This window comes from Pseudomonas oryzae, assembly GCF_900104805.1.
Lineage (GTDB): Bacteria > Pseudomonadota > Gammaproteobacteria > Pseudomonadales > Pseudomonadaceae > Geopseudomonas > Geopseudomonas oryzae.
In genome coordinates, this window is record NZ_LT629751.1 from 1,334,499 (window position 1) to 1,352,354 (window position 17,856).

Sequence of the window (17,856 nt, forward strand, 5' to 3'; positions counted from 1 at the left end):
CGGGGCGCTCAGCGCTCGATCGCCAGCGCCACGCCCTGACCACCGCCGATGCACAGGGTGGCGAGGCCGCGCCTGGCGTCGCGGCGGAGCAGCTCGTGCAGCAGGCTGACCAGGATGCGGCAGCCGGAGGCGCCGATCGGGTGGCCGAGGGCGATGGCGCCGCCGTTGACGTTGACCTTGTCGGCGTCCCAGCCCAGCTCCTGGCCGACCGCCAGCGCCTGGGCGGCGAAGGCTTCGTTGGCTTCGATCAGGTCGAGCTGCGCCAGGCTCCAGCCGGCCTTGTCCAGGCAGCGGCGGGTGGCGGCCACCGGGCCGATGCCCATGATCGCCGGATCGACCCCGGCATTGGCGTAGGCGGCAATCCGCGCCAGTACCGGCAGGCCGAGGCTGGCGGCCTTTTCGGCGCTCATCAGCAGCACCGCGGCGGCGCCGTCGTTGAGGGTCGAGGCGTTGCCGGCGGTGACGCTGCCGTCCTTCCTGAATGCCGGCTTGAGCTTGGCCAGCGCGGCGGCGCTGGTCTCGGCGCGCGGCTGCTCGTCGGTGGCGAAGACCAGCGGCTCGCCCTTGCGCTGCGGGATCGACACCGGGGTGATCTCGTTGGCGAAGCGCCCGGCCTCGATGGCGGCGCAGGCCTTCTGCTGCGAGGCGGCGGCGAAGGCGTCCTGCTCCTCGCGGCTGATGGCGTACTTCTCCACCAGGTTCTCGGCGGTGATGCCCATGTGGTAGTCGTGGAAGGCGTCCCACAGGCCGTCGTGGATCATGCTGTCGAGCAGTTGGGCATGGCCCATGCGCAGGCCGGTGCGCGCCTTGGGCAGCACGTAGGGCGCCAGGCTCATGTTCTCCATGCCGCCGGCGATCACCACCTCGGCGTCGCCGCAGCGGATCGCCTGGGCGGCCAGGTGCACGGCCTTGAGGCCGGAGCCGCAGACCTTGTTGAGGGTCAGCGCCGGCACCGCATGCGGCAGGCCGGCCTGGATGGCGGCCTGGCGCGCCGGGTTCTGCCCGGAGCCTGCGGTGAGCACCTGGCCGAGGATTACCTCGTCGACGCTGGCCGGGTCGAGGCCGGTCTTCTCCAGCAGGGCGCGGATCACGACGGCGCCGAGTTCGGGGGCGGGAATGTTGGCCAGCGCGCCCTGGAAGGCGCCGATGGCGGTACGGGTGGCGGCGACGATGACGACTTCGTGCATGGGGTCTTCTCTTGTTGTGATTGCGGATTGCGCTGGCGGACGAGGTGGCGCGCCGCCTGGGCGCTGGATGGTGGGAAATCGCTGCGCGAGTTTCCCACCCTACGCCGGTTCGGAGCCGGAGCGGGCTTCAGGCGAACTGCATTTCCGGGACATGCTCCGGGACGATCAGCTTGCCGGCGGTCTTGGCGACGATTTCCTCGACGCTCATCCCCGGCGCGCGCTCCTTGAGCACGAAGGCGCCGTTCTCGATCTCCAGCCAGGCGAGGTCGGTCAGCACCTTGCGGATGCAGCCGGCGCCGGTCAGCGGCAGGCTGCAGTACGGCAGCAGCTTGGACTCGCCGTCCTTGGAGGCGTGGGTCATCACCACGATGATGTTGTCCGCGCCGGCCACCAGGTCCATGGCGCCGCCCATGCCCTTGACCAGCTTGCCGGGGATCATCCACGAGGCGATGTTGCCCTGCACGTCGACCTCGAAGGCGCCGAGCACGGTGAGGTCGACGTGGCCGCCGCGGATCATGGCGAAGGATTGCGCGGAGTCGAAGATCGCCGCGCCGGTGCGCGCGGTCACCGTCTGCTTGCCGGCGTTGATCATGTCGGCGTCCAGCTCGTCCTCGCTGGGGAAGGCGCCCATGCCGAGCAGGCCGTTTTCCGATTGCAGCATCACGTCCATGCCCTCGGGCACGTAGTTGGCCACCAGGGTCGGGATGCCGATGCCGAGGTTGACGTAGTAGCCGTCCTTCAGCTCGCGCGCCACGCGCTGAGCCATCTGTTCGCGGGTAAGTGCCATCGCAGGTCTCTCTTGTCAGGTAATCGCGGGGCGCAGCGGCGCAGGGATCAGCCGCGCACGGTGCGCTTCTCGATGCGCTTCTCGAACGTCCCCTGGATGATCCGGTCGACGTAGATGCCGGGGGTGTGGATCTGGCTGGGTTCCAGCTCGCCGGGTTCGACGATCTCCTCCACCTCGACCACGGTGATGCGCCCGGCGGTGGCCACCAGCGGGTTGAAGTTCTGCGCGGTGTGGCGGTAGACCACGTTGCCGAAGTGGTCGGCCTTCCAGCCCTTGACGATGGCGAAGTCGCCGGTGATGGCTTCCTCGAGGATGTAGTGGCGGCCCCTGATCTCGCGCGCCTCCTTGCCTTCGGCGATCTGGGTGCCGTAGCCGGTGGCGGTGAAGAAGGCCGGGATGCCGGCGCCGCCGGCGCGGATGCGCTCGGCCAGGGTGCCCTGCGGGGTCAGCTCGACTTCCAGCTCGCCGTTGAGCAGCTGCTGCTCGAACAGCGCGTTCTCGCCGACGTAGGAGGCGATCATCTTGCGGATCTGCCGATCCTCCAGCAGCACGCCGAGGCCGAAGCCGTCCACGCCACAGTTGTTGGAGACCACGGTCAGCCCCCTGGTGCCGCGCCGGCGGATTTCCGCGATCAGGTTTTCCGGAATCCCGCACAGGCCGAAGCCGCCGGAGAGGATGGTCATGTTGTCGGTCAGCCCGGCGAGGGCCTCCTCGTAGCTGCCTACTCGCTTGTCGAGTCCACTCATGCTGGTGCGCCTCTTGTCTTTGTCGATCCGGCAGACCGGCTGCCGGGAAATGCCGGGGCACGCGCACGAAGCCTGTAGGGGCGAATTCATTCGCCCGGGAGGGCCGTGTTGGCGAATGAATTCGCCCCTACAGCGGACAGGCGTTGAAGCCGTTCATGCACTTGCCCTGGGGCACGTGCCGGAGAGCTTCACCGCTGGGTGTTGATTTGTTAAGTTTGTTTTTCAAAGCGATTGATTGGAAAAGCAAATCAATGACCGTCAAGCAACTGCGCGCCTTCCTCGCCGTGGCGCAGAGCCTGAGCTTCGCCCAGGCCTGCGAACGCCTGCACCTGTCGCAGCCGGCGCTGAGCCTGGCGATCAAGAGCCTGGAAGAGAGCCTCGGCGGACCGCTGCTGGTGCGCACCACGCGCAGCGTCAGCCTGACCCCGGAGGGCGAGACGCTGCTGCCGCTGGCCCAGCGCCTGCTGGCCGACTGGGACAACGCCGAGGAGCTGCTGCGCCAGCACTTCACCCTGCAGCTGGGGCGGGTGTCGATCGCCGCCATGCCATCCTTCGCCGCCAACCAGCTGCCCGCCGCGCTGAGGGTGTTCCGCGACCGCTTTCCCAGGGTGAACGTTGCCGTGCACGACGTGATCAACGAGCAGGTGCTGGACATGGTGCGCAGCCACCGCGTCGAGCTGGGCATCGGCTTCGAGCCGGAGCCGTCCGACACGCTGGCGTTCACCCCGCTGGGCACCGACCGCTTCGTCGCCGTGCTGCCGGCCGACTCGCCGCTGGCCGGGCAGGCGCAGGTGAGCTGGGCCGAGCTGCTGCAGCAGGACTTCATCGCCCTGCAGCGCCCGTCGGCCGTGCGCCTGCTGCTGGAGCAGAGCCTGGCGCGCGAGGGGCGCGCGCTGGCGGTGGCCTTCGAGAGCCATCAGCTGGTGACGGTCGGGCGGATGGTGGCCTGCGGGCTGGGGGTGAGCGCGGTGCCGTCGCTGTGCATCCGCCAGATGCAGGAGCTGGGCGCGTGCTGCGTGGCGCTGGTCGAGCCGGTCGTCGAACGGCGCATCGGTCTGGTCAGCCCGGCCGAGCGCAAGCTGTCGAGCGCGGCGCAGGCGCTGCGCGATGTGGTGATGGAGGTTGCGCGGACGAGCACGCCGCAGCTCGGGTAAAAAGGCGCGGCCGCCGGGGCGACCGCGCAAGCGCCGGAGAGCAGGACTGAAATCCCTCCGGCGTGGAGATGGGGGCGGTGCGCATGGCGCACCCTACGGGGTGTTGCAGGGTGCGCCATGCGTACCACGTCCGGCTCGTTGCCGGGCCGGACAGCCCCCGGCGATCAGCGGGCGGGTAGCAGGACTGAAATCCCTCCGGCGTGGCGATGGGGGCGGTGCGCGTGGCGCCCTACGGGGTGATGCAGGGGGCTCCATGCGCACCGCGTCCGGCGATCAGCGCGCCGGCAGCAGCACCCCGCGGCATTCGCCGAAGCCGATGGCCGGCTGGCCCTCGCGGCGGCAGCGGGCGCGCAGGATCACCTCGTCGCCGTCCTCGAGGAAGGTGCGCGTCTCGCCGCTGGCCAGGGTCAGCGGCTGCTTGCCGCCGAAGGTGCTCTCCAGCAGGCTGCCGAACTGGGTCGGTTCCGGACCGGACAGGGTGCCGGAGCCGAACAGGTCGCCCGGTTGCAGCTTGCAGCCGCCGACGCTGTGGTGGGCGACCATCTGCGCCACCGTCCAGTACATGTAGCGGGTGTTGCTCAGCGCCAGGCGTTGCGGTGCCAGGCCCTGCTCGCGCATGGCGGCGGTGAGCAGCAGCACTTCCAGCTCGATGTCGAGGCCGCCGTGGGCCTGGTCCTGCGCATCCAGCAGGTAGGGCAGCGGCTGCGGGTCGCCGGCCGGGCGCGGCGGCTGGGCGGCGCGGAACGGCTCCAGCGCCTCGGGCATCACCACCCAGGGCGAGACGCTGGTGGCGAAGTTCTTGGCCAGGAACGGGCCGAGCGGCTGGTATTCCCAGGCCTGCACGTCGCGCGCCGACCAGTCGTTGAGCAGGCAGAAGCCGGCGACGTGCTCGCCAGCCGCGCCGATGGCGATGGCCTCGCCCATCGCGTTGCCCTGACCGATCCAGATGCCCAGCTCCAGCTCGTAGTCCAGGCGCTTGCTCGGCCCGAAGCTCGGCGCTTCCTGGCCCGGCGGCAGGGTCTGGCCCTGCGGGCGGCGCACCGGCGTGCCGGAGACGCACACGGTGGAGGCGCGGCCGTGGTAGCCGATCGGCACGTGCTTGTAGTTGGGCAGCAGCGGGTTGTCCGGGCGGAACAGCTTGCCGACGTTGTTGGCGTGGTGGATGCCGACGTAGAAGTCGGTGTAGTCGCCGACCTTGGCCGGCAGCTGCAGCTGGCAGTCGGCCATGGCCGGCAGCAGGGCGTCGCCCTGGGCCTCCATCTGCGCCTGCGCCGGCGAGCCGGCGGCGAGCAGCTCGCTCAGCGCGGCGCGCAGGGCGCGGCGGGCGCTGGCGCCGAGAGCGAAGAAGGCGTTCAGGCAATCGCCGCTGGCGGCTGCGGCGGCGGCTTGCGCCTCGCCCTCGAACAGCCCGGCATCACAGGCGACCTTGAGGTCGAGGATGCGCTCGCCGATGGCGACGCCGCCGCGCGGCGCCTGGCCCGGCGGGCTGAAGATGCCCAGCGGCAGGTTCTGCAGCGGGAAGTCGGGGTGGCCGTTGGCCGAGGAAACCCAGCTGTTGCGGTTGGCTGCATTGCTCATGAATCAGTTCCCCTCCGGGGTGAAAGTCTTGGTGAGTCCGGCCCAGCAGGCGTCGTATTCGCGTTGCAGCTGCGGGCATTCCAGGGCGAAACGGGTCGGGCGCAGCACCTGGCCGCTCTCGAACATGAAGGCCATGGTGTTGTCGATCTTGTGCGGCTTGAGCTCGGCGGCGATGGCCTGGGCAGTGGTGGCGTTGTCCGGGCCGTGGGCGCTCATGCAGTTGTGCAGCGAGGCACCGCCGGGCACGAAGCCCTCGGCCTTGGCGTCGTACACGCCCTGGATCAGGCCCATGAATTCGTTCATCAGGTTGCGGTGGAACCACGGCGGACGGAAGGTGTTCTCGGCCACCATCCAGCGCGGCGGGAAGATCACGAAGTCGACGTTGGCCTTGCCGGGGGTGTCGCTCGGCGCGGTCAGCACGGTGAAGATCGACGGATCGGGATGGTCGAAGCTGACCGTGCCGATCACGTTGAAGCGGCGCAGGTCGTACTTGTAGGGCACCAGGTTGCCGTGCCAGGCGACCACGTCGAGCGGCGAGTGGTCCAGTTCGGTGGCCCACAGCTCGCCGCAGAACTTCTGTATCAGCGTGGTCGGTGCGTCGCTGTCCTCGTAGCGGGCGACCGGGGCGAGGAAGTCGCGCGGGTTGGCCAGGCCGTTGCTGCCGATCGGGCCGAGGTCGGGCAGACGCAGGGCGCAGCCGTGGTTCTCGCAGACGTAGCCGCGCGCCGAGTCGTCGAGCAGCTCGACGCGGAACTTCATGCCGCGCGGGATCACCGCGATCTCCAGCGGCGCGACCTCGAGCAGGCCCAGTTCGGTGGCGATGCGCAGGCGCCCGGACTGCGGGACGATCAGCAGTTCGCCGTCGGCGTCGAAGAACACCCGTTGCATCGAGGCGCTGGCCGCGTACAGGTAGATGCTGATGCCGCTGCTGACCTCGGCGGGGGCGTTGGCGGCCAGGGCGACCAGGCCGTCGACGAAGTCGGTCGGCGCCTGCGGGATCTCCAGTGGGCTCCAGCGCAGGCGGTTGGGGTCGACCGGGCCGAGGCCGCCGCCGGCGATCTGCCGCTCCAGACGCGCGAAGCGGCCGTGGGCGGCGGACGGGCGGATGCGGTACATCCAGGTGCGCCGCGATTCGCTGCGCGGCACGGTGAAGGCGGTGCCGGACAGCAGCTCGGTGTACAGGCCGTAGGGCACTCGCTGCGGCGAGTTCTGGCCGACCGGCAGGGCGCCAGGCAGCGCCTCGCAGCTGAACTCGTTGCCGAAGCCCGCCAGGTAGGCGAGGGCTTCAGGGGAGGGTTGTGCGTGCATAGGCATCTCGAATGTTTTTGTTATTTGCGTAAATTAATTTCGATAATCGTAATTATCCGCCGCGAATGGCGTCAAGCGCAGGCCATCGCAGGGGCCATGGCTCTGCTGTAGGGGCGAATTCATTCGCCTAGCAGGCCAAAGGCCTGCGCCTTTGAGGGCTGGGGGTGCTGCGCACCCCTTGGCGAATAAATTCGCCCTACAGGCCGCGAGATTGGCTTTGGCATCGGCCGCTGCGCCTGCCTTACCGGAACATCTCTTTGTAGCTGCCGTCATGCATCCACGCCGCGTGCTTCGGCGCGCGCTTGGTCTGCGCCCACTCCTCAAGCATGGCCCACTTCACTTCATCCAGCGCCGCGAGCATCTTCGGCGAGCCGGTGTTGGCGGCCAGCTCCAGGCGGTGGCCGTTGGGGTCGAAGAAGTAGATCGACTGGAACAGCGCGTGGTCGGTCGGGCCGATGACCTTGATCCCGGCCGCCTGCAGACGCTCCTTGGCCGCCAGCAGCACCTCCATCGACTCGACCTGCAGGGCCAGGTGCTGGGTCCATACCGGGGTGTTGGGATCGCGGCCCATCTCCGGCTGGGTGGGCAGCTCGAAGAAGGCCAGCACGTTGCCCATGCCGGCATCGAGGAAGATGTGCATGTACGGATCGGCCTCGCCGGTCGACGGCACGGCGTCCTCGGCGATCGACAGGATCAGCTTCATGCCCAGGTGCTGTTCGTACCAGCGGGCGGTTTCCAGAGCGTCCTTGCAGCGGTAGGCCACGTGATGGACTTTCTGCACGATCGGATTCATGACGGTCTCCCTTGCTCGATGGTTGCTGCGGCTTGCCGGTTCGGAAGAGGCCGATGGCGTGCGCGCATTTTGTTATGTGTAATTAACTTACGCAAAACGTAACTCGCGTCTCGGGGAGCGTCAAGCGTAGAATTCGCCATCCATCGCCACGCACAGGAAGGACCATGACAAGCGATACCGAGCGCGCCGCGGCGCCGCGGCGGCAGAAGGTGCAGTCCGCCGAGGTCGGCACCGACATCCTCAAGGGCCTGGCCGAACTGGCGCCGGCCACCTCGCTGTCGCGTCTGGCCGAGCACGTCGGCATGCCGGCGAGCAAGGTGCACCGCTACCTGCAGGCGCTGATCGCCAGCGGCTTCGCCGAGCAGGACGAGAGCAGCGGCCACTACGGCCTGGGCCGCGAGGCGCTGTTTGTCGGCCTGGCCGCCATCGGCCGCCTGGACGTCACCAAGGTGGCGCTGCCGCGCCTGGTCGAGCTGCGCGACGCGCTCAACGAGACCTGCTTCCTCGCCGTGTGGGGCAACAAGGGGCCGACCGTGGTGCACGTCGAGCAGGCGGTGCGCGCGGTGACCGTGGTCACCCAGGTGGGCTCGGTGCTGCCGCTGCTGGGTTCTTCCACCGGCCTGGTGTTCGACGCCTTCCTGCCGGAGGTGGAGAGCGCCGCGCTGCAGGCTCAGGCCCTGACCGAGCCGGGCGCGCCGACCGCCGCCGAGCTGCAGGCGCTGCGCGCGCAGATCCGCGCGCGCGGGCTGCACCACGTGCACGGGCTACTGATGTCGGGAGTCAACGCGCTGTCGGCGCCGCTGTTCGCGGCGGGCGGCAAGCTGGTCGGGGTGATCACCGTGGTCGGTACCGCGCCGGGTTTCGCCGCCGATCCGCAGGGGAAGCAGGCCGAGCGCCTGCTGGCGGTGGCGCGGGAGATCAGTGCGCGGATGGGCGGGCTCGCGCCGCAGTAGCGCGGGCTGCAAGGAAAAACGGCAACCCGGACGGTGAAAGCTGCCAGGCTGTCCGGGTTGCCGTGGAGGGAAACGGTTGGAGCCCTCTCCCGCGAGCGGGAGAGGGGAAGTGCGTTTACTCGGTGCTGAGCACACCGCGACGGATCTGGTCGCGCTCGATCGACTCGAACAGCGCCTTGAAGTTGCCCTCGCCGAAGCCGCTGTCGCCCTTGCGCTGGATGAACTCGAAGAACACCGGGCCCATCAGGGTTTCGGAGAAGATCTGCAGCAGCAGGCGCTGTTCGCCATTCTCCGCGGCGCCGTCGAGCAGGATGCCGCGCGATTGCAGCTCCTCGACCGGCTCGCCGTGGCCGGGCAGGCGGCTTTCCAGCATCTCGTAGTAGGTCGCCGGCGGCGCGGTCATGAAGCGCATGCCCAGGGCCTTGAGGGCGTCCCAGGTCTTGATCAGGTCGTCGGTGAGGAAGGCCACGTGCTGGATACCCTCGCCGTTGAACTGCATGAGGAACTCCTCGATCTGTCCGGCGCCCTTGGAGGATTCCTCGTTGAGCGGGATGCGGATCAGGCCGTCCGGCGCGGTCATCGCCTTGGAGGTCAGGCCGGTGTACTCGCCCTTGATGTCGAAGTAGCGGATCTCGCGGAAGTTGAACAGCTTCTCGTAGAAGTCCGCCCAGTAGGCCATGCGCCCGCGGTAGACGTTGTGGGTGAGGTGGTCGATCAGCTTGAGGCCGGCGCCCTGCGGGTGACGGTCGACCCCCTCGATGAACTCGAAATCGATGTCGTAGATCGAGTTGCCTTCGCCGAAGCGGTCGATCAGGTAGATCGGCGCACCGCCGATACCCTTGATCGCCGGCAGGCGCAGCTCCATCGGCCCGGTGGGGATGTCGATCGGCTGGGCGCCCAGTTCGAGGGCGCGGGCGTAGGCCTGGTGCGAGTTCTTCACCCGGAAGGCCATGCCGCAGGCGGACGGGCCGTGTTCGGCGGCGAAGTAGGAGGCGAGGCTCTTCGGCTCCTTGTTGAGGATCAGGTTGATGTCGCCCTGGCGGTACAGGTCGACGTCCTTCGAACGGTGGGTGGCCACCTTGGTGAAGCCCATCATGGCGAAGATGGGTTCCAGGGTGTTCGGCGTCGGGGCGGCGAATTCGATGAACTCGAAGCCCATCAGGCCCATCGGGTTTTCGAACAGATCGGTCATTTCGGTATCTCGCTTTCTAATCTCGTTGTCTTTGAGTCTGGCAGGTCAGCGGGCGCATGCCGGCACCGGCGGTGCGCAGGACACGCCACGGACGCTGCGAGCGAGGAAATCGCCGATCAGCAGCTTGAGGCCGAGGATCTTCATGGGCGTTGGCTCAGGCCGGCTTGTCGGCCTGGGCGTCCGGATGGGCCTTCTGGAAGGCCGGGTGCTCGAGGGCCAGGCGCTCGACGCGGCCGATGCGCGGGTAGGGCGACAGGTCGACGTTGAAGCGGCGTGCGGCGTACAGCTGCGGCAGCAGGTAGACGTCGGCCAGGCCCGGTGCACCGAAGCAGAAGCCCTCGTCGCCGATCAGCGCCTCGACGGCGCGCAGACCCTCGCCGATCCAGTGGGCGATCCACTGCTGCACCTGCTCCTCGTTCAGCCCCAGGCCGCGCAGGCGGTTGAGCACCGCGACGTTGTGCAGCGGATGGATGTCGCAGCCGATCAGCGCCGCCACGCCACGCTGGCGGGCGCGCTCGAGCGGATCGCCCGGCAGCAGCGGGACCTGCGGATAGCGCTCCTCGAGATACTCGATGATCGCCGGCGACTGGATCAGCAGCGCGCCCTCGTCGCTGCGCAGGGCCGGCACGCGGGCCTGCGGGTTGATCGCGCGGTAGGCCGGCTGCAACTGCTCGGTGACGCCCGGCGCCAGGTTGACCGGCAGGTGATTGGCCTCCAGGCCCTTCAGCGCCAGGGCGATGCGCACGCGGTAGGAAGCGGTGGAGCGATAGTAGGTATAGAGGTCCATGGGCGCGTGCTCGTCGTAATTATTTTATGCGTAACGCATTTATGTTTTGTGCAATTTGCGGGTTGGCGGTGCCAGTGTCAAGTCGGAAAGCGCTCATGCCCGGGCGGCGCAGGCCGCCGCCACGACGAGGGCGGCAGGCGCTGCGCGTCTCGGTTGCCCTCAGTGCCTGATCATCACGTGGCGCACCACCGTGTAGTCCTCCAGACCGTACAGCGACAGGTCCTTGCCGTAGCCCGAGTGTTTGACGCCGCCATGGGGCATCTCGCTGACCAGCATGAAGTGGGTGTTGACCCAGGTGCAGCCGTACTGCAGGCGCGCGGCCAGGCGATGGGCGCGGCCGATGTCGGCGGTCCATACCGAGGAGGCCAGGCCGTAGTCGGAGTCGTTGGCGTAGAACAGGGCCTGTTCCTCGTCGGTGAAGGCGGTGACCGACACCACCGGGCCGAACACCTCGCGGCAGACGATCTCGTCGTCCTGGCGCAGGTCGGCGAGCACCGTCGGCTCGAAGAAGAAGCCGGGGCCGGGCACCTTGTTGCCGCCGGTGACCACGCGCACGTGCGGTAGCGCTCTGGCGCGCTCGACATAGCCGGCCACGCGCTCGCGGTGAATCTCGGTGATCAGCGGACCGAGTTCGGTGGCCGGATCGTCCGGGAGGCCGTGGCGGATGCTGGCCACCGCCGCGCCGAGCCGGTTGACGAACTCCTCGTAGATGCCTTTCTGCGCGTAGATGCGGCAGGCGGCGGTGCAGTCCTGGCCTGCGTTGTAGAAGCCGAAGGTGCGGATGCCGGCCACCGCCGCGTCGATGTCGGCGTCGTCGAAGATGATCACCGGCGCCTTGCCGCCCAGCTCCATGTGCAGGCGTTTGATGGTGCCTGCGCTGCTGGCGATGATGTTCGAGCCGGTGGCGATGGAGCCGGTCAGCGACACCATGCGCACCTGCGGGTGTTCGATCAGCGGCTGGCCGACGCTCGCGCCGCGGCCGAAGACGATGTTGACCACCCCGGCCGGGAAGATCTCGGCGAGCCACTCGGCCAGCTTCAGCGCGGTGAGCGGGGTCTGCTCGGACGGCTTGAGCACCACACAGTTGCCGGCGGCCAGCGCCGGGGCGAGCTTCCAGGCGGCCATCATCAGCGGGTAGTTCCACGGCGCGATGGAGGCGACCACGCCGACCGGGTCGCGGCGGATCATCGAGGTGTGGCCGGGCAGGTACTCGCCGGCGGCCGAGCCGGGCAGGCAGCGACAGGCACCGGCGAAGAAGCGGAACACGTCGGCGATCGCCGGGATCTCGTCGCCCAGCACGGCGGCTAGCGGCTTGCCGCAGTTGGCCGACTCCAGGCGGGCCAGTTCCTCGGCGTGGGCCTCGATCCTGTCGGCGAGCCTGAGCAGCAGGGCGGCGCGGTCCTTCGGAGGGCTTTCCGCCCAGGCGGGAAAGGCGGCCTCGGCGGCGTGCACCGCCGCATCCACCTGGAGCTCGCTGGCCTCGGCGATGCGCACCAGGACGCTGCCGCGAGCGGGGTCGAGCACGTCCTGCAGGGGGCCATCGCCGGCGACCAGTCGGCCATCGATCAGCAGTCGGGTTTGCATCGCGTAGTCCTCGCTCGTGGAGTTGGATGGTTCATTTGCCGCTGCCGGCCACCGATTCGCCACCCCGGGTCAGGTAGTAGGCGGCGAGGATCGGCAGCATGGTGGCGAGCATCACCAGCATGGCGACCACGTTGGTCACCGGCACGTCGCGCGGGCGCGACAGCTGGTTGAGCAGCCAGATCGGCAGGGTCTTCTCGTGGCCGGCGGTGAAGGTGGTGACGATGATCTCGTCGAACGACAGGGCGAAGGCCAGCATGCCGCCGGCCAGCAGCGCCGAGCCGAGGTTGGGGAGGATGATGTAGCGGAAGGTCTGCCAGCCGTCGGCGCCGAGGTCCATGCTGGCCTCGATCAGGCTGTAGCTGGTGCGCCGGAAGCGGGCGATCACGTTGTTGTAGACGATCACCACGCAGAAGGTGGCGTGGCCGACGACGATGGTGAACGCCCCAGGCTCGATGCCGAGCTGCTTGAACGCGGCGAGCAGGGCGAGGCCGGTGATGATGCCGGGCAGGGCGATGGGCAGGATCAGCAGCAGCGAGACGCTTTCCTTGCCGAAGAAGTCGCGGCGGTACAGCGCGGCGGCGGCCAGGGTGCCGAGCAGCATGGCAATCAGGGTGGCCAGCGCCGCCACCTCGACCGACAGGCGGATCGCCTCCAGCACGTCGGCTCGGGCGAAGGTCACGGCGATCCAGCGCAGGGTGAAGCCCTGCGGCGGGAAGCTGAACGCCGCGTCCTCGGTGTTGAAGGCGTAGATCAGGATGATCAGGATCGGGAAATGCATGAACACCAGGCCGCCCCAGGCGGCGATCCTGAGTCCCCAGGAGGCGCGCTCAGAGTGCATCGAAGGCTCCCAGCCGCTTGACGATGGACAGGTAGATGGCGATCAGCACGATGGGCACCAGGGTGAAGGCGGCGGCCATCGGCATGTTGCCCACCGCGCCCTGCTGGGCGTAGACCATGGTGCCGATGAAGAAGCCGGGCGGGCCGATCAGTTGCGGCACTATGTAGTCGCCGAGGGTCAGGCTGAAGGTGAAGATCGAGCCGGCGGCGATGCCCGGCACCGACAGCGGCAGGATGATCGCGGTGAAGGTCTGCCGCGGCGTGGCGCCGAGGTCGGCCGAGGCCTGCAGCAGCGACGGCGGCAGACGCTCGAGGGCGGCCTGGATCGGCAGGATCATGAACGGCAGCCAGATGTAGACGAACACCCCGAAGCGGCCGAGGTGCGAGGTGGACAGGGTGCTGCCGCCGACGCCGGGGATGCCGAGGATCAGCTCCAGCACGGACTGCAGGTGCAGCGCCTCGAGGAACCACTGCGCCACGCCCCCTTTGGCCAGCAGCAGGGTCCAGGCGTAGGCCTTGACGATGTAGCTGGCCCACATCGGCAGCATCACCGCGATGTAGAAGAATGCCTTGGTCCTGCCGCTGGTGTAGCGCGCCATGTAGTAGGCGATGGGGAAGGCCAGCGCGGCGCAGGCCAGGGTCACGGCGGTGGCCATGGCCAGGGTGCGCAGGATGATGTCGAAGTTGGCCGGCTGGAACAGTGCCTTCAGGTTGGCCAGGGTCAGCTCCGGCGTCACCGCCATGGTGAAGTCGTCGAAGGTGTAGAAGCTCTGCCAGAGCAGGCCGAGCAGCGAGCCGAGGTAGACCACGCCGAACCACAGCAGCGGCGGCACCAGCAGCAGCGCCAGATAGAGGTTGGGGCGGCGGTAGAGCAGGGTGGACATCCGCCGCAACGGGCCTTGTTCCGGCGCGGGGAGCGCGGTTGCATGCACGTCAGATTCCCTCGTCTTTCAGCGGCACCATGGCCGCCCGCGGCCAGCGTGCAGTGACCCGCTCGCCGATGTGGCGGGGCGGGGCGATCGGCTCGAAGCGGTCGTTGCTCTGGTAGACGGTGAAGCGCTGGCCGTTGTCCAGTTGCAGCTCGTAGCGAGTGGCGGCGCCGAGGAAGTGGATATCGTGCAGCAGACCCTCGACCTCCATCTCATCGGCGCTCAGCGCCTCGCCCGCGCTCAGGTGGCTGTGCTCGGGGCGCACGGTGAATAGCGCCGTGCTGCCGGAAAGGCGCTGCGCCAGCTCGCCGCGCAGCACGTTGGAGGTGCCGACGAACTCGGCGACGAAGGCGTTGACCGGCCTGAGGTAGAGGTTGCTCGGACTGTCGACCTGCTCGATGTGCCCCTTGTTGAATACCGCGACCCGGTCGGACATCGACAGCGCCTCGCCCTGGTCGTGGGTGACGTAGATGAAGGTAATGCCGAGCTGGCGGTGCAGTTTCTTCAGCTCGCCCTGCATCTGCTCGCGCAGCTTGAGATCCAGCGCGCCGAGCGGTTCGTCGAGCAGCAGCACGCGCGGCCGGTTGATCAGCGCGCGGGCCAGCGCCACGCGCTGGCGCTGGCCGCCGGAGAGCTGCGCCGGCTTGCGCCGCCCCAGGCCGGCGAGGGCGACCATGGCCAGCATCTCCTCGGCCCGGGCCAGCCGCTCGGCCTTGGCCACGCCCTTGACCTTGAGGCCGAAGGCGACGTTGTCGCGCACGTTCATGTGCGGGAACAGCGCGTAGTCCTGGAACACCGTGTTGACGTCGCGCTGGTAGGGCGGCAGGCCGGTGGCCTCAACCCCGTGGATGCGCACGCTGCCGCTGTTGGGCTGCTCGAAGCCGGCAATCAGACGCAGGCAGGTGGTCTTGCCCGAGCCGGATGGGCCGAGCATGGAGAAGAACTCGCCGTCCTCGATGTCGAGCGATACCCGGTCGAGGGCACGCACCTCTCCATAGATGCGGGAAACATCGATGAACTGCACGGCGCTCGCCATGCTCGGCCTCCCGGGCAGCGACCGCTCAGCGACCGCCCATGATCGAGATGTAGTCCTGGGTCCAGCGGCTGTAGGGCACGTACTTGCCGCCCTCGGCCTGCGGGGTCTTCCAGAAGGCGATCTTGTCGAACTGGTCGAAGCCGTTGGTCTTGCAGCCCTCGGCCCCGAGCAGTTCACTGGCACCACAGGCTGCCGGCACCGCGGGCAGCGAGCCGAACCAGGCGGCGACGTCGCCCTGCACCCTGGGTTCCAGCGACCAGTTCAGCCACTGGTAGGCGCAGTTGGGGTGCTTGGCCTCGGCATGCAGCATGGTGGTGTCGGCCCAGCCGGTGGCGCCCTCGGCCGGTACGGTGGAAGCGACCGGCTGTTTGTCGGTCTGCAGAGCGTTGACCTGATAGGGCCAGGCGCCGGAGGCGACCACGCCCTCGTTCTTGAAGTCGTTCATCTGCACGGTGACGTCGTGCCAGTAGCGGTGCACCAGTTTGTGTTGCTGGCGCAGCAGTTCCAGCACCGCCGCGTACTGCTTCTCGTCGAGTAGGTAGGGATCCTGGATGCCCAGCTCGGGCCTGGCCTTCTTCAGATAGAGCGCCGCGTCGGCGATATAGATAGGTCCGTCGTAGGCCTGCACGCGGCCCTTGTTGGACTTGCCGTCGGCCAGGTTCTGCTCGGCGAACACCACGTTCCAGCTGGTCGGTGGCGTCTTGAACACGTTGGTGTTGTACATCAGCACGTTCGGCCCCCACTGGTAGGGGGCGCCGTAGGTCTTGCCTGCCACCACGTACCAGGGGGCGCCATGCAGGCGCTGGTCGATGTTCTTCCAGTTGGGAATCAGTCCCGGATCGATCGGCTGCACGCGCTTGCCGGCGATCAGGCGCAGCGAGGCGTCGCCCGAGGCGGTGACCAGGTCGTAGCCGCCCTTGGTCATCAGGCTGACCATCTCGTCGGAGGTGCCGGCGGTCTTGACGTTGACCTTGCAGCCGGTGGCTTTCTCGAAGCCGGTCACCCAGTCGTAGTTCTTGTCGGTGTCGCCGCGCTCGATGTAGCCGGGCCAGGCGATGATGTCGAGCTGGCCTTCGCCCGGGCCGACGGTCTTGGGCGGCTCCGCCGCCTGCAACGCGGAGCTGGCCAACAGGGCCGTGGCCAGGGCGCCGGGCAGGAACTGATGGGTAGTGGACATTGCTGGATCCTTCTTCGGGCATTGGTAGGCGGGCAGGTCGCTGACGACTGCCTGCGCCTGCCGGTCGATGACTCGCGACTTTCAGCTTAGATGCTGTTTGTGCCTCGTTGGCTGGCAACGCCGCGATTCCGGCTTGTGGAGAGGGTGTAGGACCGCTGAGCGAGGCTTGCACGCCGGGAACGAGTCGCGACGGGATTTATCGAAGCGTGGCTTATGCGCTATTTGACATAATGAATTGATGGGGGTGATTGTCCATCATCCCAACTCCTCAGCCAGGGCCTGGCTGAACAGGCCTGGAAAAGCTGGGCAGGGCGGTTGCCGGCAGGTAGGCAAGGAGCATGGAAAAAAGAGCGCGTTCGAGGGGCTGGCGCCGATTGTAAGGCGCCCGTGCCCTCATTAGACTTGCCGCCCCAGAACCCTCCCACCTGTAAGGCTTCTCTCAGATGATCAAGAAGTGCCTCTTCCCGGCTGCCGGCTACGGCACCCGCTTCCTGCCCGCAACCAAGGCCATGCCCAAGGAAATGCTGCCGGTGGTGAACAAGCCGCTGATCCAGTACGCCGTCGAGGAAGCCCTGGATGCCGGTCTCAACGAGATCGCCATCGTCACCGGTCGCGGCAAGCGCGCGATCGAGGACCATTTCGACATCAGCTACGAGCTCGAGCACCAGATCCGCGACACCGACAAGGAGAAGTACCTGGTCGGCATCCGTCGCCTCCTCGACGAGTGCACCTTCTCCTACACCCGTCAGATCGAGATGAAGGGCCTGGGCCACGCCATCCTCACCGGCCGCCCGCTGATCGGCGACGAGCCGTTCGCCGTGGTGCTGGCGGACGACCTGTGCCTGAACCTGGAAGGCGACGCCGTGCTGGCGCAGATGGTCAAGCTGTACAAGCAGTTCCGCTGCTCCATCGTCGCCATCCAGGAAGTGCCGCGCGAGGAGACCAACAAGTACGGCGTGATCGCCGGCGAGATGATCCGCGACGACATCTACCGGGTGAACACCATGGTCGAGAAGCCCAAGCCGGAGGATGCGCCGTCCAACCTGGCGATCATCGGCCGCTACATCCTGACCCCGGACATCTTCGACCTGATCGAGCAGACCCCGCCCGGCAAGGGCGGCGAGATCCAGATCACCGACGCGCTGATGAAGCAGGCCCAGGACGGCTGCGTCATCGCCTACAAGTTCAAGGGCAAGCGCTTCGACTGCGGTGGTGCCGAGGGCTACGTCGAGGCCACCAACTTCTGCTTCGAGAACCTGTACAAGGCCGGCAAGGCCTACTGAGTTCGAGCTGCAGCCACGAGGCCGCCTGCGGGCGGCCTCGTCGTTTCAGATCGTGAACAGGCTCTCAGGGGATCGGCATCGCCTCCGAGCCTGGCCCCAGCGGCTGGCCGTAGCTGAACTCCACGTAGTTGCCGGCCGGATCGCGCAGGCCGCAGTAGTAGCCGACCGGGTAGGGCTCGTCGCGCGGCGGCCAGATCAGGCAACCGACCGCGGCGGCGCGCGCGGCGATGGCGTCCACCGCCTCCTTGCTGTCCATGGCGAAGCCGAAGTGGCTGTAGTCGTCCGCAGCCAGCTCGCGGCGGGTGCCGCCGGGCATGATGACGAAGATGAAACGGTGCTCCTGGCCCGGCTCGGCCATCCACACGATGCGCGAACCCTTGCCGGCGCGCTCGTGGATGACCCGCATGCTGCAGAAGTCGCGGTAGAAGGCGATGCAGGCGTCGAGGTCCGGCACGTGCAGGGCGACATGGGTGAGGGTGGTGGCCATCGTCGATCCTCCCGACTGCTCTGGCAGAGCATACACGC

The 17,856-nt window shown here is 68.1% G+C and carries 17 protein-coding genes; 3 read left to right on the forward strand and 14 right to left on the reverse strand.

Annotation, left to right across the window (positions count from 1 at the left end):
• Window positions 1–8: 8 nt before the first annotated feature.
• The 3 genes from BLT78_RS06035 to BLT78_RS06045 all read right to left on the reverse strand — a co-directional run bounded on the left by BLT78_RS06035 (window position 9) and on the right by BLT78_RS06045 (window position 2,720).
• On the reverse strand, window positions 9–1,187 hold the full coding sequence (locus tag BLT78_RS06035) for an acetyl-CoA C-acetyltransferase (RefSeq protein WP_090348097.1): 1,179 nt from the start codon (window positions 1,185–1,187) through the stop codon (window positions 9–11).
• Between the two features lie 127 nt (window positions 1,188–1,314).
• Entirely contained in the window at window positions 1,315–1,974 is a 660-nt protein-coding gene (locus tag BLT78_RS06040; RefSeq protein ID WP_090348099.1) for a CoA transferase subunit B, read from the reverse strand.
• A gap of 47 nt (window positions 1,975–2,021) precedes the next feature.
• Window positions 2,022–2,720, reverse strand: a complete 699-nt coding sequence (locus BLT78_RS06045; protein ID WP_090348100.1) for a CoA transferase subunit A — start codon at window positions 2,718–2,720, stop codon at window positions 2,022–2,024.
• A 251-nt stretch (window positions 2,721–2,971) separates the two neighbouring features.
• On the opposite strand from BLT78_RS06045, the gene BLT78_RS06050 reads away from it, so the two are divergent.
• Window positions 2,972–3,874, forward strand: a complete 903-nt coding sequence (locus BLT78_RS06050; RefSeq protein ID WP_090348101.1) for a LysR family transcriptional regulator — start codon at window positions 2,972–2,974, stop codon at window positions 3,872–3,874.
• Window positions 3,875–4,147: 273 nt separating this feature from the next.
• Here BLT78_RS06050 and fahA read toward each other — a convergent pair whose 3' ends face one another.
• The 3 genes from fahA to BLT78_RS06065 all read right to left on the reverse strand — a co-directional run bounded on the left by fahA (window position 4,148) and on the right by BLT78_RS06065 (window position 7,553).
• On the reverse strand, window positions 4,148–5,452 hold the full coding sequence (fahA, locus tag BLT78_RS06055; protein WP_090348103.1) for a fumarylacetoacetase: 1,305 nt from the start codon (window positions 5,450–5,452) through the stop codon (window positions 4,148–4,150).
• Between the two features lie 3 nt (window positions 5,453–5,455).
• A complete protein-coding gene (hmgA, locus tag BLT78_RS06060; protein ID WP_090348105.1) occupies window positions 5,456–6,760 on the reverse strand; it encodes a homogentisate 1,2-dioxygenase in 1,305 nt (434 codons plus the stop codon).
• 241 nt (window positions 6,761–7,001) lie between these two features.
• Window positions 7,002–7,553 carry a VOC family protein gene (locus tag BLT78_RS06065; RefSeq protein ID WP_090348106.1) on the reverse strand — a complete coding sequence of 184 codons (552 nt, stop codon included), beginning with the start codon at window positions 7,551–7,553 and terminating at the stop codon, window positions 7,002–7,004.
• Window positions 7,554–7,717: 164 nt separating this feature from the next.
• On the opposite strand from BLT78_RS06065, the gene BLT78_RS06070 reads away from it, so the two are divergent.
• Window positions 7,718–8,506, forward strand: a complete 789-nt coding sequence (locus tag BLT78_RS06070; RefSeq protein ID WP_090348107.1) for an IclR family transcriptional regulator — start codon at window positions 7,718–7,720, stop codon at window positions 8,504–8,506.
• Window positions 8,507–8,621: 115 nt separating this feature from the next.
• On the opposite strand, the gene hppD is transcribed toward BLT78_RS06070, so the two are convergent.
• The 7 genes from hppD to ydcS form a co-directional block, all read right to left on the reverse strand.
• Complete coding sequence (hppD, locus tag BLT78_RS06075; RefSeq protein ID WP_090348109.1) at window positions 8,622–9,698, reverse strand: 4-hydroxyphenylpyruvate dioxygenase; 1,077 nt, start codon at window positions 9,696–9,698, stop codon at window positions 8,622–8,624.
• A 154-nt stretch (window positions 9,699–9,852) separates the two neighbouring features.
• Complete coding sequence (maiA, locus tag BLT78_RS06080; RefSeq protein WP_090348111.1) at window positions 9,853–10,485, reverse strand: maleylacetoacetate isomerase; 633 nt, start codon at window positions 10,483–10,485, stop codon at window positions 9,853–9,855.
• Window positions 10,486–10,644: 159 nt separating this feature from the next.
• Window positions 10,645–12,069 carry a gamma-aminobutyraldehyde dehydrogenase gene (locus BLT78_RS06085; RefSeq protein WP_090348112.1) on the reverse strand — a complete coding sequence of 475 codons (1,425 nt, stop codon included), beginning with the start codon at window positions 12,067–12,069 and terminating at the stop codon, window positions 10,645–10,647.
• Window positions 12,070–12,100: 31 nt separating this feature from the next.
• Window positions 12,101–12,907, reverse strand: coding sequence for an ABC transporter permease (locus tag BLT78_RS06090; RefSeq protein ID WP_090348113.1), 807 nt, complete (start codon window positions 12,905–12,907; stop codon window positions 12,101–12,103).
• The gene (locus tag BLT78_RS06095) at window positions 12,897–13,790 is read right to left on the reverse strand and encodes an ABC transporter permease (RefSeq protein ID WP_090348114.1); all 894 of its coding nucleotides are present in this window, start codon (window positions 13,788–13,790) and stop codon (window positions 12,897–12,899) included. The genes BLT78_RS06090 and BLT78_RS06095 overlap by 11 nt, the downstream gene beginning before the upstream one ends.
• Window positions 13,791–13,839: 49 nt before the next feature.
• Entirely contained in the window at window positions 13,840–14,871 is a 1,032-nt protein-coding gene (locus tag BLT78_RS06100; protein ID WP_090348117.1) for an ABC transporter ATP-binding protein, read from the reverse strand.
• A gap of 25 nt (window positions 14,872–14,896) precedes the next feature.
• The gene (gene ydcS, locus BLT78_RS06105) at window positions 14,897–16,048 is read right to left on the reverse strand and encodes a putative ABC transporter substrate-binding protein YdcS (RefSeq protein WP_090348118.1); all 1,152 of its coding nucleotides are present in this window, start codon (window positions 16,046–16,048) and stop codon (window positions 14,897–14,899) included.
• Between the two features lie 443 nt (window positions 16,049–16,491).
• Between ydcS and galU the strand changes: the two genes are divergently transcribed.
• A complete protein-coding gene (galU, locus tag BLT78_RS06110) occupies window positions 16,492–17,331 on the forward strand; it encodes a UTP--glucose-1-phosphate uridylyltransferase GalU (RefSeq protein WP_090348120.1) in 840 nt (279 codons plus the stop codon).
• Window positions 17,332–17,395: 64 nt separating this feature from the next.
• Here galU and BLT78_RS06115 read toward each other — a convergent pair whose 3' ends face one another.
• A complete protein-coding gene (locus tag BLT78_RS06115) occupies window positions 17,396–17,818 on the reverse strand; it encodes a VOC family protein (RefSeq protein WP_090348122.1) in 423 nt (140 codons plus the stop codon).
• Window positions 17,819–17,856 lie beyond the last annotated feature (38 nt).